The 15,800-nt window shown below is 33.3% G+C and carries 15 protein-coding genes; 6 read left to right on the forward strand and 9 right to left on the reverse strand.

The genetic code is table 11. The features are described from left to right. The 3 genes from ACJAZK_RS13010 to ACJAZK_RS13020 form a co-directional block, all read right to left on the reverse strand. The coding region (locus ACJAZK_RS13010) for a TonB-dependent receptor plug domain-containing protein (protein WP_415224382.1) at positions 1–1,872 on the reverse strand (1,872 nt) is incomplete at its 3' end. 37 nt (positions 1,873–1,909) lie between these two features. Beyond that, positions 1,910–2,806: a FecR family protein gene (locus ACJAZK_RS13015; protein WP_415224383.1), complete on the reverse strand. Its 897-nt coding sequence runs from the start codon at positions 2,804–2,806 to the stop codon at positions 1,910–1,912. Positions 2,807–2,993: 187 nt separating this feature from the next. Next, positions 2,994–3,509: an RNA polymerase sigma factor gene (locus ACJAZK_RS13020; protein WP_415224384.1), complete on the reverse strand. Its 516-nt coding sequence runs from the start codon at positions 3,507–3,509 to the stop codon at positions 2,994–2,996. Between the two features lie 333 nt (positions 3,510–3,842). Here ACJAZK_RS13020 and ffh point away from each other — a divergent pair, with 333 nt between their 5' ends. The 3 genes from ffh to ACJAZK_RS13035 all read left to right on the forward strand — a co-directional run bounded on the left by ffh (position 3,843) and on the right by ACJAZK_RS13035 (position 7,018). Then, positions 3,843–5,171 carry a signal recognition particle protein gene (gene ffh / locus ACJAZK_RS13025; protein WP_415224385.1) on the forward strand — a complete coding sequence of 443 codons (1,329 nt, stop codon included), beginning with the start codon at positions 3,843–3,845 and terminating at the stop codon, positions 5,169–5,171. Between the two features lie 48 nt (positions 5,172–5,219). After that, a complete protein-coding gene (locus ACJAZK_RS13030) occupies positions 5,220–6,095 on the forward strand; it encodes a bifunctional 5,10-methylenetetrahydrofolate dehydrogenase/5,10-methenyltetrahydrofolate cyclohydrolase (protein ID WP_415224386.1) in 876 nt (291 codons plus the stop codon). Between the two features lie 209 nt (positions 6,096–6,304). Further along, positions 6,305–7,018, forward strand: a complete 714-nt coding sequence (locus ACJAZK_RS13035; RefSeq protein ID WP_415224387.1) for a TIGR02206 family membrane protein — start codon at positions 6,305–6,307, stop codon at positions 7,016–7,018. Here the strand turns inward: ACJAZK_RS13035 and ACJAZK_RS13040 are convergent. From ACJAZK_RS13040 to ACJAZK_RS13065, 6 genes are all read right to left on the reverse strand, one after another. Further along, a complete protein-coding gene (locus ACJAZK_RS13040) occupies positions 7,015–7,440 on the reverse strand; it encodes a VOC family protein (RefSeq protein ID WP_415224388.1) in 426 nt (141 codons plus the stop codon). The genes ACJAZK_RS13035 and ACJAZK_RS13040 overlap by 4 nt on opposite strands. Positions 7,441–7,450: 10 nt before the next feature. Further along, positions 7,451–8,197, reverse strand: coding sequence for a pseudouridine synthase (locus ACJAZK_RS13045; protein ID WP_415224389.1), 747 nt, complete (start codon positions 8,195–8,197; stop codon positions 7,451–7,453). A 17-nt stretch (positions 8,198–8,214) separates the two neighbouring features. Beyond that, positions 8,215–9,042 (reverse strand): alpha/beta fold hydrolase, encoded by an 828-nt coding sequence (locus ACJAZK_RS13050; RefSeq protein ID WP_415224390.1) that lies wholly within the window; start codon positions 9,040–9,042, stop codon positions 8,215–8,217. Then, positions 9,039–9,404 (reverse strand): cupin domain-containing protein, encoded by a 366-nt coding sequence (locus ACJAZK_RS13055; protein WP_028871167.1) that lies wholly within the window; start codon positions 9,402–9,404, stop codon positions 9,039–9,041. The genes ACJAZK_RS13050 and ACJAZK_RS13055 overlap by 4 nt, the downstream gene beginning before the upstream one ends. A gap of 69 nt (positions 9,405–9,473) precedes the next feature. Further along, the gene (locus ACJAZK_RS13060; protein ID WP_415224391.1) at positions 9,474–10,034 is read right to left on the reverse strand and encodes a hypothetical protein; all 561 of its coding nucleotides are present in this window, start codon (positions 10,032–10,034) and stop codon (positions 9,474–9,476) included. Positions 10,035–10,064: 30 nt separating this feature from the next. Continuing rightward, positions 10,065–11,603, reverse strand: a complete 1,539-nt coding sequence (locus tag ACJAZK_RS13065; RefSeq protein ID WP_415224392.1) for a helicase HerA-like domain-containing protein — start codon at positions 11,601–11,603, stop codon at positions 10,065–10,067. Between the two features lie 815 nt (positions 11,604–12,418). Between ACJAZK_RS13065 and ACJAZK_RS13070 the strand changes: the two genes are divergently transcribed. The 3 genes from ACJAZK_RS13070 to ACJAZK_RS13080 form a co-directional block, all read left to right on the forward strand. Further along, positions 12,419–13,051, forward strand: coding sequence for a 7-carboxy-7-deazaguanine synthase QueE (locus ACJAZK_RS13070; RefSeq protein WP_415224393.1), 633 nt, complete (start codon positions 12,419–12,421; stop codon positions 13,049–13,051). A 103-nt stretch (positions 13,052–13,154) separates the two neighbouring features. Beyond that, positions 13,155–15,173: a sensor histidine kinase gene (locus ACJAZK_RS13075; protein WP_415224394.1), complete on the forward strand. Its 2,019-nt coding sequence runs from the start codon at positions 13,155–13,157 to the stop codon at positions 15,171–15,173. A gap of 1 nt (position 15,174) precedes the next feature. Continuing rightward, positions 15,175–15,800 (forward strand): response regulator (locus tag ACJAZK_RS13080; protein WP_415224395.1); only part of this gene is annotated, 626 nt, incomplete at its 3' end.

The following is a 15,800-nucleotide window of genomic DNA, read 5'->3' on the forward strand; positions in this document are numbered from 1 at the left end:
GCCATCATTGAAATCATCAAAAATATAATCGTTTTTACTATAAGAATAACTCAACCATGTGCTAAAATAATCAAACTGTTTATTGATAAGAAAATCAATCCCTCTCACTTGAAATTTGCCAATTTCCTCTATAAATTGAAATTGATTTTGAAAACCTTGACTTTGAGATGTGATGCCTTCCACGTTTTTTATAAAAGCTTCAATACTCACTAGTAGCTTGTTTTTATTGTAATGAATACCTGCAGCTGCTTGAACGCTTTTTATGATTGGGATGTTTTCATTATTAGATAAAATCCATCTGCGTTTTTCAATGCCTAAGAAATCATTTTGTAAATCTATAATTTGAGAGGTAGTTTGGCTTTTTAATTCTGCCAAAAATTCTAATCTAAAATCGTTGTTTAATTTATGACTTACAGATAATCGTGGCTCAGTAAAAAACTCTGAAAATTTTTCAATAAAATTAGTTCTTAAACCTATTCTCGCATAAGTATTTTTATTCGCTGAAGTAAATTCGGCTTCACCATAAATGGAGTGTGTTCGAACCACTTCTTTTATAAACTGCTCTGTGTTTGGATTGTTAGTGTCTTCAGCATTGCTAATAATCACCTCGCTAAATTGATAACCACCATGTATTTTTAAATTATTATCGATATGATTGGTAGCATTAATCTTTAGGCCTAGATCATTAACTTTATTGTCTTGATTAGAGCGTTGGTCATTTGCAATATTAAAGTTTGTGGCTTTTAAATCGTAACTGGTATAGTAAAATTTAGCCGTTGTTGTGAGTTTGCTATTCCAGTATTTTAAATACTCAAAACCTGTGGCAAAGTTATTTTGTTCTAGTTCGTTTTTTAAAGCAATACCAGAATCATTATTTGCTTGTTGATCATAAGTTAGTCTATTGTTAATCGTTAAAAAGTTAAACCTAAATTGGTCTTGATCAGTAATATCATATAAAAACTTTGTAGCGATATCGTAAAAATAGAAACGTTCGTTATTTGAGATGATTTCCGAATTTCCCTGTTGCGGATTAGAAAAATCACTATCCTGAAATACACGTTGTCGATATTGGTCGTAGGTTGGTGTGAAAATGAAATCGGTTATAGATCGTCTTGCAGAGACTTGAATTTCAGCTTGTTCATTAAGAGGGATTTTGGCATAACCATCTGCATTGATAAGGTTGAAACCTGCTCCAGCTTTAAGATTTTGATCTAGACTATTAGAGAGTTGCATATCAATAACACTAGAAACACCATCACCAAATTTTACACTAGTTCCATTTTTTGAGACATTTACTTCCTTTGTTAGATAAGGATTAAAAGCAGATACTAAACCAAAGAAATGTCCAGATTGGTACATTTTTATACCGTCCCACAAAATTAAATTTTGATCATGAGTTCCTCCACGAACATTAATATTAGATACACGCTCATCAACACTCATAACACCAGGTAAGGCCTGAATACTTTGCAAAATATCGGGTTCTAAAAGTCCAGGGAGAATCCCAAAATCTTCAGTATTAATGTTAATTTTACCATCACTATTTTTTGAAATCCCTTTAGTTAAGTAGTTCGTAATGACAACTTCTTCAAGCTTTTGAGTGATAAAATCACTGAATGGATTAGACCGTTTTGAAATGACAACACTGGTGTTATTGATACCGATAAAATCGAGATTTGTTTCAGATCGTAAATACTCCAATGTGTTTTCTAGCGATAAAGTTTCCAAAGGGAGAAGGACGCTTTTATTAGCTATAGTTTGATCTAAATAAGTGAAATGGATACTAAATCTGGATTCTATTATCGTGAGAACTTCGGCAAGCGGAAGTTTTGTTTTTAAATTTGATTGCGCATTACTGCTATTCAAATTCAAAAATAGTAAGATTATAAAAAGATAGAAGACCCCTTTTTTATTCACGTTTTAGTCTAATGATATTATCTGTTTTACTATACTTTAATTGTAAAGGTAAAGTAATAGATTTTAAGGCAGTTTCAATATCATTATGTATAAAATCTCCAGTGAAGTTTTGAGCACCTTCGAAATCACTAAATTCTACAGATACATTGTATTGTCTTTCAAACTCTGCGATAACTTCTCGGAATGGGATACTCCTAAAGGTGCTCTTATTAATTAGCCATGATGGATGAGATACATTTTCTTTTTCAGTCGCAATATATTTCCCATCAATAATTAAAAAGGTGTCTCCTGGTAGGAGTATTATTTGTTTTGTTTTACTGTTTACAGCAACTTTTCCTTTATAACAAGTCACTTCAAAGTAGTTATTGCGTTGCTTGACATTAAATTGCGTTCCAAGAACAGTTACAGTTCCTAAATTTGTTTTTACATCGAACTTTTTTCCTTTGGCAACTTTAAAATAAGCTTCTCCATGTAATACTAAATCACGGCTGCTTTTCCAATTAGATTTATTAAATGTTATCGTGGAAACTGCATTTAACTGCACTTGAGACGCATCAGGTAATACAATTGATTTTTGTTGTGAGGCAATCGTATAGGTTGTGGTGTCAAGAGTTGAAGCATAGAAATAGATACCAAACGCGATGACTAAAATTGCAGCGATTTTTGATAATGTAGCAAATAATTTACTTGGTTTTTTCTTAAGAGAATCAATAGATTTTAAAACGTTTTTAAAAGCGTCATCTTCATTAATGGTGTCTGCTTTAAATCCAATAAGTCCTTGGTCTAATTTAATTAAATTAGGGTAGTCTTTAAGCTGTTTGAAAGCTTCTAGTTCTCTAGGATTTAGGTTGTGGTCTAACCATTTTTGTATGAGGTCTTCTTTGTTCATTGTGTTCTATTCAAGTATATAACAGTTAATTATTAAAAAGTCCTACCCTTTAATTTAGTTTTCAGTTGCAGTCTCAGTTTTAAGTATCCTAGGTAATTGATTGTTAACTAGAAAGGTTTAAGGCTTATTATAAGTCTAGTTTGGTGTTTATGAATTTGGTTTCTGCTACTGCTGTCGCAAACTTTTTTCAAAGCTCATCAATATCTTGTCTTAATTTTTTAAGGGCGCCATAAATACGTTTTTCTACCGCCTTTGTTGATATATCTAATAATTGTGCAATCTCTTTAAAACGTTTACCTTCAACTCTATTCATTAAAAAGGCAACGCGTTGCGCTTCTGTTAATCCTGCAATTGCTCTTTCTAATTTTACTTTGTATTCTTTTTCTTCAAGTATAAATTCTGGATTTATATTCGTAGCATGTTTTGGTTGTATCATGCGGTGTCGTAACACTACTTTTTGGTGAGCATACTCGTTGAGCATTAAGTTGTTTGCGGTGGTGAATAAAAAACTCTTCGCTTTGTTCTGCGGAATTTTAGCACAATTCTCCCACAATTTCACAAACGCTTCCTGCATTTTGTCTTGCGGATTTAACTGACTACCAAATTTATAATATAGAAAATCGTGCAAATTTTTGGAGTGCGTTCTAAAAATAGAGGAGAATAGTCGTTCCTCACAAATATGGTCTTTAAGTGGTTTTGACATTCTTTTTTGGTTGAGGCTAAGTTATGAAAATGAAATTGAAATCTAAATTTAACTTTAATATGAGTTGGAATTTGAGCATAAATTTGAAATTTTGAGTTTTGAGTTTTGAGATTCACGATTTAGAAAGTAGGAGTTTTATGATTTTAACTGTTCTATTAAAAACAAGTGATTGTTAAATAAACGCAACAGTTAGTTTTAGTTTTTAGTTGGTTAAAAAAGGGTTGTTGGTCGTAGCAATCCTTTTTTTTGTATTCTACCTTTTTATTTTTTCAATTGAACGTCATAAATACACGACAAATCGTTAATTTTGTTCCTTTAAAATTCTACAAGAATATGTTTAATAATTTAAGTGAAAAGTTAGATAAAGCGTTACATGTACTAAAAGGTCACGGTAGTATTACAGAAGTAAACGTTGCCGAAACCTTAAAAGAAGTTCGTAGAGCACTTTTAGATGCCGATGTTAACTTTAAAATTGCTAAAGATTTTACTAATAGAGTAAAGGAGAAAGCTTTAGGTCAAGATGTGTTAACGAGTTTGCAACCAGGCCAATTAATGGTCAAACTTGTTAAAGATGAGCTAACAGAATTAATGGGAGGAGACGCAGAAGGAATCAACTTGTCTGGTAATCCAAGTATTATTTTAATGTCTGGTTTGCAAGGTTCTGGTAAAACGACCTTCTCCGGTAAATTAGCCAATTACCTAAGAAATAAGAAGTCTAAAAAACCATTGTTAGTAGCTTGTGATGTCTATCGTCCTGCTGCGATTGACCAATTACATGTTGTAGGTGATCAATTAAAAATTGATGTGTATAGTGATAAAGGAAATAATAATCCTATTGCTATTGCACAAGCTGGTATAGCGCATGCAAAAGAACATGGACATAATGTGGTTATTATTGATACCGCTGGTCGTTTAGCTGTTGATAAAGCCATGATGGATGAAATTTCTAACATCCATAAAGCAATCCAACCACAAGAGACTCTATTTGTCGTAGATTCTATGACAGGTCAAGATGCTGTAAATACAGCAAAAGCATTCAACGATATTTTGAATTTTGATGGTGTAATCCTAACCAAACTCGATGGTGATACACGAGGTGGAGCGGCAATATCTATTAAATCTGTTGTAAATAAACCAATTAAATTTATTGGTACAGGTGAAAAGATGGAAGCAATTGATGTCTTCTATCCGTCACGTATGGCAGATCGTATCTTAGGAATGGGAGATGTTGTATCTCTTGTTGAAAGAGCTCAAGAGCAATATGATGAAGAAGAAGCTCGTAAGATTCAAAAGAAAATTGCTAAAAATCAATTTGGATTTGATGATTTCTTAAAGCAAATCCAGCAGATTAAGAAAATGGGTAATATGAAAGATCTTATCGGAATGATTCCTGGAGCAGGAAAAATGATGAAAGACGTTGATATTGATGATGACGCATTTAAAGGTATTGAAGCTATTATTCATTCAATGACACCAGATGAACGATCAAACCCAACAGTTATAAACGCCAGTCGGAAAAAACGAATTGGAAAAGGTTCTGGTACTTCTGTGCAAGAAGTGAATCAACTTTTAAAACAATTTAACCAGATGAGTAAGATGATGAAGATGATGCAGGGTGGGAAAGGTAAAGCAATGATGCAAGCTATGAAAGGTATGAATTAAGAATTCACACCTTTTTATATAATAGAAATAACATAATATAACACTGCGATGACAATTCTAGACGGTAAAAAAGTAAGCAACGACATAAAAAACGAAATTAAGGCTCAAGTTGATAAAATGAAAGCTAAAGGAGAGAAGGTCCCTCATTTAGCTGCTGTTATTGTTGGGAATGATGGTGCAAGTTTGACTTATGTTGGGAGTAAAGTGCGTGCTTGTGAGCGTGTTGGATTTGAATCAACAATGGTTCGTATGGCTAATACGACCAGCGAAATAGAATTGCTAGATAAGATTGAAGAATTAAACCAAAATGATGATATCGATGGTTTTATCATCCAGCTACCATTGCCACCACAAATCAATACTCAAAAAGTGTTGATGGCTGTAGATCCAAGTAAAGATGTTGATGGATTTCATCCAGAAAACTTTGGGAAAATGGCATTAGATATGAGTACATTTATTCCTGCAACACCTTTTGGTATTTTGGAGCTTTTGGATCGTTATGGTGTTGAAACAAAAGGGAAACATACCGTAGTCATTGGAAGAAGTCATATTGTTGGGAGACCAATGAGTATATTGATGGGGCGTAAAGGGTTTCCTGGGAATTCTACTGTAACATTGACGCATAGTCACACAAAAAACATTACGCAAATTACATCTCAAGCAGATATTATTATTTCTGCCTTAGGTGTTCCAAATTTCTTAAAGGCAGAAATGGTAAAAGATGACGTGGTAATTGTGGATGTTGGAATTACAAGAGTACCCGATGAAAACTCTCCAAAAGGGTATATAATTACAGGTGATGTTGATTTTGAAAATGTAAGTAAGAAAGCCAGTTATATTACACCAGTTCCTGGAGGTGTTGGACCAATGACTATCGCAATGCTTCTTAAAAACACTTTGTTAGCTCGTGAGCAACGCATGTAACTTTGTTTCTGTCCCAGAGTACCGTGATGAAACTTAAATTATAAAGATGCTTCGGTCGGACCTCTTTCTAATGGCATTCATTGTATTTTAATTATCACTCATAGCAAAGCTAGTTTTTAGTCATTGAGTATTGCTGAAATAAAGAGATATTTTTATTGGAGGCACATCGCGATAGCAATCTAAGTGTCGATTAAATTTTATATTGCAGCATGATTAAATTATTCGTTGCTGTAAATCGTGTTCAAATTCTAAGTTTGGAACATCTCATTCCTATTGGATTGGCTATAATTGTAGCAGTAACTTTAATTAGGTTCGCGAGAACAATTTCTTCAGAAACTCAGCAGCGCGTGATTCACTATATCGCTATTTTTATATCGCTAGTAGTGATTGCGTTCCATTTATATTATATGTTCACTACAGACTATAATATTAGAACAGACTTGCCTTTGTACTTGTGCAGTTTCTTGGCAATAATTATTCCAATTTTTACATATTATCGACACTATTGGATGTTCGAAATCTTAGTTTTTTGGGTCATCGCAGGAACTCTACAAGGTGTTATTACTCCAGATATTGCCGACGGTTTCCCTAGTTTAGATTATATGAGATATTGGATAGTTCATTTAGGACTGTTAACTGTAATATTCTACACTATTTTTGTCTTTAAGATGAGGCCTAAATTCAAAAGCATTTTTAAATCCTTTCTAGCATTGCAAGTGTATGTGGTCTTAATGATTGTGATCAATTACTTTTTAGATGCTAATTATTTTTATTTGAATAGAAAGCCAGAATCTGCTTCAGTGCTGGATTATTTTGGTGAATGGCCTTATTATATCATCGTTGCTCAGTTGGTAATAATTCCTTTATTTCTATTGATTTATTTGCCATTTTACATTTCTGAAGTAAAAGCTAAGAAAAATTAATTTGCAAATAATTGACTCATATCTTTAAAAGCTTTGAATTCAAGTGCATTTCCTGCAGGATCAAAAAAGAACATGGTAGTTTGTTCACCAACTTGACCTTCAAACCTAACATAAGGCTCAATAATAAACTCTACACCTTTAGAGGCAATCGTTTTGGAAAAGTCTTGAAATGTATCCCAAGGTAAAACGACACCATAATGTGGGACAGGAACAGATTTTCCGTCAACAGCATTGGTATGAATTTCTTCTTTTGATTTTGGCTTATAATGAATAACGAGTTGATGTCCAAAGAAATTAAAATCTACCCAATGGTCACTACTTCGGCCTTCTTCACAGTTGAGAATATCTCTGTAGAATGTTCTACATTCTTCTAAATTATGAACAGGAATTGCAAGATGAAAAGGAGAGATATTAGTTGACATAAATCTGCTATTAATTATTTTTTTCTAAATACGTTTTGGTAGATGCTGCAAGTAGGTTATTTAATTCTGCGAATTCTCCTTTAGTCAATTCTCTGTATTCTCCAACAGGCATATCTAAAGGGATATTCATGATGCGAACACGTTTCAAGGAAGATACTTCATAGTTGAGATAGTCGCACATACGACGTATTTGTCTATTTAAACCTTGAGTCAAAATGATACTAAAGGTTTGCGAATCGAGTCGCTTGACATCACATTTCTTTGTGGTTTTTTCAAGTTCTTCTAGATAAATCCCACTGGACATATGTTTTATAAATGTTTGGGAAATGGGCTTGTCTACAGTGACGATATATTCCTTTTCGTGATTATTACTTGCGCGAAGAATTTTATTGACAATATCTCCATCATCGGTTAAAAGGATTAAACCTTCACTAGGTTTATCTAACCGCCCAATTGGAAAAATACGTTTAGGGTAATTTATAAAGTCAATGATATTATCTTTTTCTACACGAGTGTCTGTTGTGCAAACAATACCTACAGGCTTATTAAACGCCAGATAAACAAACTTTTGTTTTGTGTTTTCTATGAGTTTTCCATCGACATGAACTTCATCGGAAGGCGCAATTTTAGTTCCCATTTCTGGTACAACGCCATTAATTGTTACTCGTCCAGCATCAATGAGCTTATCTGCTTCTCTGCGAGAACAGTAGCCAACTTCGCTAAGAAATTTGTTGATTCGTTTTAAATTATCTGCCATGAGACAAAATTACAAAACTAAGCGTTAACAAAATCTATAATATGATTGTTTACTTCTTCGTGTCGTAAACCGTGACCAAAACCTTCCGTAGAAATAAGTGTGGCATTTTTGAAGTAATTTTTAAAATCTTCTGCGTCACTATAAGGAATAATCTTATCCTTTTTATCATGAATTAAGAGTCCTTGAGTACATTCGTTTTCTAGAAATCGTGCCGCATTAAAATGTTCTGGTTTCTCTTTAAAACGCTCATGTATTAGTTCATTCATAGCCCTGGACACACGTTTGCTGTAACCCATCATAGCAGTATATCGACTAAAAACACCAACAAAATTGGAAGGGGCTCCCAATAAAATTAATTTATTTACAGAGGGTAATTCATACTTGCTTTTACAAAAAGCGGTAGCCATCCCGCCAACCGAGTGTCCAATAATAATATTTGCATTAAATTTCTTTGCTACAATATGAATACACTCAGAATAAAGTATCGCATTAAACAGTTTTCCGCTTGATCTACCGTGGGCAGGTGCATCTAAAGCTACAATATTATAATCTAGCTTTTTAAGTCTTTCGATCAATGATTTCCATCTAAAAGAATTGCTTTCCCAACCGTGAGCTAATAAAATGGTCTCCTTTTTGCCTAACCATCGGTAGGTCATAATATTGAGGTTTTCATAGTCAATATCCTCAATAAAAGCAGTCATTAAGAAATCTTTTTCTGGCTCTTTAAGTTTGATTTTTCTAGGTTTCGAAAATAGCTTAAGAGCTATTTTGCCTCCAAGTTTAGGAGATAACATACTCGTGATATTTATAAAACCACCTATTGTCTTTACTATAGCTTGTCTCATTGATCTTCTCTGTTTACTAAATCCATAGAAAAAGCAGGTGTGCATATAGCAATGTATTCACAAGCAATAGTGAAAGGATTGGAGTATTGAACTCTGGTGTTCTTATTAATCTTTATGGATTGACCAGCATCCAGAATAATAGTTTCTCCTTCAATTATAAATTGTTTTTTACCTTTAATGATATAAGTATATTCATCAAATTCTGGAGTTTGAAAAGGCTCACTCCATCCCGTAGGAGCTATCATGTGAGCAATACTTATTTGTGAGTTGCCATCTGTAGCATTTCCAAAATGTTCTTCAATGACTTTTCCGTCAGTAGTGGGAACAACAAAGGGAGCGTTTTGAATCTTATATTTTTTCATGTATGATTATGTATTTCTCTCTAAACTTTTTAGTTGTGTATTATTCAACATGTTAAATTGCTTAATCTACTATTGCCAATGCATTATGAAATATTTAACCTGTGCAGCATCAGGTATTTGAACTGGCTCTATTTTAAGGGTCATATCGAATCTTAAGTTTGCAGGTAATTCTTTTTTATCTATTGTAAAAGAGGCATCGATTTCGTCAATATAAATAACGACTGAGTTTATAAGATTACTTATACTAGAAATTTTATAAGCTTCTTTTATGTCTTTGAAAGTACTTAATAAGGAAATGTCCTTTTCTGTTTTATAGTTTTCGCTCAATATTCTAACACTACCAATCACAGAGGTTGAATCTAATACTCGTCGAGGAGATAGAATCAACATTTTTATTCCTTCAGAAGAATAGATTTCAATGTCATTATTTTGTAATATGAATTGATCTCCTTTAAGAGAAGGTTGTAGTATAGAATCCTTTGCAAATACTAATTTTAAATCTTTAACCTGAGTAGAATCGGTTAGCAAACCGATGTTTTGTTTATTAATCAAGAATGGGTTTTGTTCTTTTTCCGAGGTGCAACTTGATAGCAATGCGGTTAAAACGATAATGGTGAATAGTTTTGTCATATGAATTATAAAAAGGGGTCTAAAAATTAATTATTTAAGCAATTTTGTCAAGATACCAAGAACACTTCTAATTACAGTAGGACTTGTCAAAACTTTAAGGATTGGATTCTGTCTAGTGCTTCTTCTGCGAGACAGGGATGAGCGTCTTTTACTTTCAGCTTTTTCTAGAGCATCTCTTTCTTGACGTGCTTTTTCTTTAGCGTCTTCTGCATCAGCAATCTCAATTTTTTCACTAAGCATTTCGTACGCGCTCTCCCTATCTATGTCTTGGTTGTATTTTTTTGCAAGTTTAGATTTCCCGAGTAGACCACTAAGCTCTAAATCTGTTAGAACATCCATTCTACTCATTGGGGCGCGTATCATTGTTGCAGCCAAAGGTGTAGGTCTTCCTTTTTCATCTAATGCAGATACTAATGCTTCTCCAATACCTAATGATGTTAAAACATCGGCAGTATCGTAAAATTCAGTATCCGGATAGTTCTGAGCAGTTAATTTTATTGCTTTTCTATCTTTTGCTGTAAATGCTCTTAGCGCATGTTGAACTTTTAAACCTAACTGACCTAAAATAGCTTCAGGAACATCTGTTGGGTTTTGAGTTACAAAATACAAGCCAACACCTTTACTACGAATCAATTTTACGATACTTTCAATTTGGCCTAATAATGCTTTTGAGGCTTCGTTAAAAATCAAATGCGCTTCATCAATAAACAAAATAAGTTCAGGTCGGCCACTATCTCCTTGTTCTGGGAATGTAGAATATATTTCTGCCAATAGACTCAGCATAAATGTGGAGAATAATTTTGGTCTATCCTGAATATCTGTTAAACGAATAATATTGATATAACCTCTTCCGTTATCATCAACGCGCAATAAATCATTAACTTCAAATGAGGTTTCGCCAAAAAATAAAGCGCCACCTTGTTGTTCAATTTCAACTATTTTTCTTAGAATAGCACCTGTAGATGCTGTGGAAATTCTTCCGTAGGCTTTAGTAAATTCTATTTTGCCTTCTTGCGTTGCGTATTGTAATATTTTCTTGAAATCTTTTAAATCGAGTAACGGCAATTTATTATCATCACAATATTTAAAAATTACTGATACAACACCAGATTGTGTTTCAGATAAATCTAAGATTCTAGAGAAAAGAACAGGCCCAAATTCACTAACGGTGGCACGAAGTCTTACACCATCTTGTTCAGACAATGTCATGACTTCAACAGGAAATGATTTAGGTTCAAAAGGTAATCCTATTTTGGCATGACGTTCATCAATTTTTGCATGACCAGGACTTGGTTTTGCTAACCCACTTAGATCACCTTTTATATCCATTAATAATACTGGGATACCTTTTTCGCTCAAACTCTCAGCTAAAACCTGAAGCGTTTTAGTCTTTCCGGTGCCAGTAGCGCCAGCAATCAAACCATGCCTATTCATCGTTTTTAGAGGCACATTCACAAAGGCATTGGTTAGGGTTTCACCATCCAACATGGCAGACCCTAAAGTGATATAATCACCTTTATTCGTATTTCCTTCTGTGATTTCCTTTAAAAAATCCTCAGTTCTACTCATGCCTTCAAAATTTCTATAAAAATAGTATAATTTTAGACAAGTTTAAAATCGACTATGCTGAAACATTTACTATTTATTATTACTCTGTTTTTTTTTGCTTCGGAAATATGTCTTGCACAAAAAGGTCTTCGGAAATCATCTTCTACAAATCTCATGAACCCAAAAAAGAACAAGAACCTTTTAGCAATGCAGTTGAAGTTAACGGGTTTTTATTTCAGCAGGACAAGTTGGGATGTGTCATTATACGAAAACGCTTGTTGAAGAGATAATAGAAGCAGGACTTAGACAATGTTTAGCAAGAAAAAACATAAAAGTAGTTTTAGAACAGTATGATTCAGGATTAGATTAGGTTGTAAAATTGACTGTTTTTTTAAAATACATAGAGATGACTTTCCAGGCTTCAAAACTAATTACAAGTCCTACTTTCCAAAGAAACCGTCAAGAATCACTTTTGCAGCATCAGGATTAGCAGTTGGAGTTCTTTTTTTAATATTGAGTTGTGGCGGTTAAATTGGTTACAGGAAAGATGTGATTTTAAGAGCTGTCATTAGTTTTGAAGTCCATAGCCTAAAGTTATAAGTTAATTTTAAATACGAGGATTATGTAGTGGTTTTTAAACAATAGACCAAAAAATGAAGTAGTCTAGAGAGGTGTTTTTTTTCGTGGTTTATGTAAACTGTAAGAGATAGCTTTTTACGTTGACTGCCAAAAGCCTTGGATACTGTGAAAGAAAAAAAATATTTCGAAGAGAAACAGTCTAAATTTACGGTATACTGCCACTGAATACTGCTTACTATTTAATACATTTGCAGGCTATGACAAGAACTGAAAGACAAGAGTTATTGGATAAAGGATTGCTACTGCCTTTAATGGAAGAATTTTATACCATTCAAGGGGAAGGTTTCCATAAAGGAACGGCAGCCTACTTTGTGAGAATTGGAGGTTGCGATGTAGGTTGCCATTGGTGTGATGTTAAAGAAAGTTGGAATGCCGATTTGCACCCGCCTACTGAAACTGAAAAGATCGTAGAAAACGCTGTTAATTACAGTAAAACTATTGTAGTTACAGGAGGGGAGCCTTTAACTTGGGATATGACTGAGTTGACCAAGCAATTAAAAGCTAAAGGTTTGCAAACGCATATTGAAACTTCGGGTGCTTATAAGCTAACAGGAACTTGGGATTGGATTTGCCTCTCACCAAAAAAACTAAAATTGCCTACTCAAGAGATTTATGAAAAAGCACATGAGCTAAAATGCATTATTTACAATAAAGCTGATTTTAAATTTGCCGAAGCAGAAGCTTCTAAAGTAAATAAGGATTGTATGCTGTATTTACAACCAGAATGGAGCAAGCGCGATAGAGTTGTGCCAGAAATTGTAGATTACGTTATGTCAAACCCTAAGTGGAAAGTCTCATTACAAACACATAAATATTTGAATATACCTTAAAAGGCTTACAGTTAGATTCTTAATTTTTTGATTTCGAAAAACAAGGCCTCCAAGCATTAATTAAATCAAAATATAGTTATCTTTAAAACATAGTAAAGTTTTTATGAAATGTACGCTGTTAGTTTTTTTTCTGTTTTTTGTATTCCAAACAGTAGCACAAGACCTAGACTTACAACATGAAATAGAATTTGTAAATTTAAAGATTCAACAAACCGAAAAAGGAGAACGCCTTAATTGGTTAGATAGTTTGACAAAACTCACCTATCGCAACCCAAAATTAGAATACGATGCTGTACTTCGTAAAACTATTGATTTTGCTATTAAATTAGACTCTCTAAATTTCGCAGCTAAGAAGGTAGCTGATTTAATGGGTTTTCAAAATAATTTTCTAGGCAAGCCTCAGGAAGGTCTCAAGTTATTTAATACGTATGTCGATAAATTAAATAAAGGGAAAGATTTTGGTGCCATTGGTCGAATGTATTTAAATGCGGCTGATAGTTATTATTATACAGGTGACATAGACACTTCTTTTGAATATTATGCCTTGACTAAATCATATGCTAAAAAAGCGAAAGATGAACAGTTGCTTGGCTGGGCAACAATGTATATTGGTTTTAATGAATCTGAAATAGGAAAGTTTGCAGAGGCATCTCAAAGTTTAAAAGAAGCATCTCAAATATTTACAAAATTGAAGGACACCATTAATATTCTTGGTGCTAAAAATTCTTTAGCTGTGCTGTATAGTAGAAACGCATTTTATGAAGAGGCAGAAAAAGAGCGCAATGAATCTATTATGATGATAGGTAAGACTAATAGATTTAATTCATTAACAAATTTATATTATAATGCTGCTGAAGATCATAAAAGAAGAGGAGATTTTAAAAAGCAATTAGTTAGTATAAAAGCAGCTTATTTGGCTAATAGCAAACTGAGTAATGCGTTTTTGTTAGAGTCTAAAATTCTAACACAGCTCATTAATGCCTATTGTAAAAACGACAGCATACTTCAAGCTGAAAAGTGTTTTGAAGACCTCAATGTCTTGTACGAAAAGAATGATAGTGATGACATGAAAGAGCAAATTGTTCAAGCAAAACGGGTTTTGTTCTTTGCAAAAGGCGAGTATAAAAAGGCTGTAAATTATAGTGTTGAATTTTTATCATTAGTAAAGAATAAAAAAGCGTATCCTGGAGATATTGCCGCAGCAGAACAATTTTTGGCAGAGGCATATAAGGCAAATGGCGATAGTATTAACTACAAAAACCACCTTCTTAACCACTACATTCTAAAAGACTCTCTTTCTAATACTCAAAAATTAAAGTCTTTAGCCTATTATCAAACGCTCTACGAAACTGAAAAACGAGATTTGAAGATTGAAAACCAAAACGCTAATATTAGTGTATTGAATCTTGAGAATAAAAATAAAACACAACTGATGTTTTTTGGTTTTTCAGGACTTTTATTGTTGTTTGGAGGGCTTATGTTTTATCGTTCTTTTCAAAACACAAAGAGGCGTGTAAAGACACAAAAAGAGTTTTCGCAAGAGCTGATTATAACCCAAGAACAAGAGCGTATGCGCATAGCCAAAGATCTTCATGATGGTGTAGGGCAACAAATGACATTACTTAAAATAAAAGCTCATAATAGTGGTCAAACAGAACTCTCTGCAATGGCTTATAAGGCCTTAGAAGAAGTACGCAGTATCTCTAGAGACTTATATCCTGTTACCTTAAAAAAACTGGGACTAACAGATAGTATTGAACAATTATTATTAGATTTGGATGAAGAAACAGATCTGTTTGTCTCAGTAGAAATCGATGATGTGAATACTTGTTTTAATGAAACCGAATCGCTTAATTTATATAGATTTATACAAGAATCTGTAAACAATGTATTGAAGCATGCCAATGCAAAAACATTAATTGTAAATATAGTAAAACAGAGTGATGGTATTAAAGTCTTAATAAAAGATAATGGACAAGGCTTTGAAGTGAGTAAAATGAGTAACCAAAATAGCTTAGGTTTAAAAACAATGGCTGAGCGTGTTAGTATGTTAAAAGGCCACCTGTCTATAAAAAGTAAAAGAAAAGCTGGTACCTCTATATTAGTACAAATACCTGTTTAAAATGAATGATACGATTACCCTTGTTGTAGCAGATGATCATCCTTTATTATTAAAGGGTTTAGTAGACCAGTTAAAGGACTATAATTATAATGTTATTGCCACTGCAGAAAATGGTGCCATAGCGCTAGATAAGATTATAGACTTACAGCCAACCATAGCCATTTTAGATGAAGAAATGCCATTGCTCAGAGGTTTTGAGGTGATACAAAAATGTAAAGAGAAACGGTTAGCTACTAAATTTATAATCCTGACCTCACACAAAGAAAAAGCTTTTATTTATAAAGCAAAGAAATTAAATATATCTGGTTATGTTGTAAAAGACGAGCCTTTCAAAGAAATACATAATTGCATACAAAGCGTAAGCAAAGGTGTTTCTTATTTTAGTTCCGTTTTTAATAATGTATTTAACGATCAGGTGCTACCACAATTACAAAAATTGAAATTACTATCTCCATCCGAGCAGACTATTGTGAGGTTGGTAGGCCAAGGTCAATCTTCAAAAGACATAGCAGGTTTATTATCTTTATCTTCTAGAACTATTGAAAAACATCGCTCTAATATTATTTATAAATTGGGGCTTACCAAAGAGAAAGATATCCTCGCTATTTGGGCTAAAGAAAACTTAGA

It is taken from the genome of Psychroserpens sp. (assembly GCF_047633235.1).
Lineage (GTDB): Bacteria > Bacteroidota > Bacteroidia > Flavobacteriales > Flavobacteriaceae > Psychroserpens.

Coding starts and splice junctions, on each gene's coding strand:
- ACJAZK_RS13075 (WP_415224394.1), top strand. CDS start 13,155: ATGAAATGTACGCTGTTAGTTTTTTTTCTGTTTTTTGTATTCCAAACA.
- ACJAZK_RS13035 (WP_415224387.1), top strand. CDS start 6,305: ATGATTAAATTATTCGTTGCTGTAAATCGTGTTCAAATTCTAAGTTTG.
- ffh (WP_415224385.1), top strand. CDS start 3,843: ATGTTTAATAATTTAAGTGAAAAGTTAGATAAAGCGTTACATGTACTA.
- ACJAZK_RS13050 (WP_415224390.1), bottom strand. CDS start 9,042: ATGAGACAAGCTATAGTAAAGACAATAGGTGGTTTTATAAATATCACG.
- ACJAZK_RS13055 (WP_028871167.1), bottom strand. CDS start 9,404: ATGAAAAAATATAAGATTCAAAACGCTCCCTTTGTTGTTCCCACTACT.
- ACJAZK_RS13040 (WP_415224388.1), bottom strand. CDS start 7,440: ATGTCAACTAATATCTCTCCTTTTCATCTTGCAATTCCTGTTCATAAT.
- ACJAZK_RS13070 (WP_415224393.1), top strand. CDS start 12,419: ATGACAAGAACTGAAAGACAAGAGTTATTGGATAAAGGATTGCTACTG.
- ACJAZK_RS13060 (WP_415224391.1), bottom strand. CDS start 10,034: ATGACAAAACTATTCACCATTATCGTTTTAACCGCATTGCTATCAAGT.
- ACJAZK_RS13030 (WP_415224386.1), top strand. CDS start 5,220: ATGACAATTCTAGACGGTAAAAAAGTAAGCAACGACATAAAAAACGAA.
- ACJAZK_RS13065 (WP_415224392.1), bottom strand. CDS start 11,603: ATGAGTAGAACTGAGGATTTTTTAAAGGAAATCACAGAAGGAAATACG.
- ACJAZK_RS13020 (WP_415224384.1), bottom strand. CDS start 3,509: ATGTCAAAACCACTTAAAGACCATATTTGTGAGGAACGACTATTCTCC.
- ACJAZK_RS13015 (WP_415224383.1), bottom strand. CDS start 2,806: ATGAACAAAGAAGACCTCATACAAAAATGGTTAGACCACAACCTAAAT.
- ACJAZK_RS13045 (WP_415224389.1), bottom strand. CDS start 8,197: ATGGCAGATAATTTAAAACGAATCAACAAATTTCTTAGCGAAGTTGGC.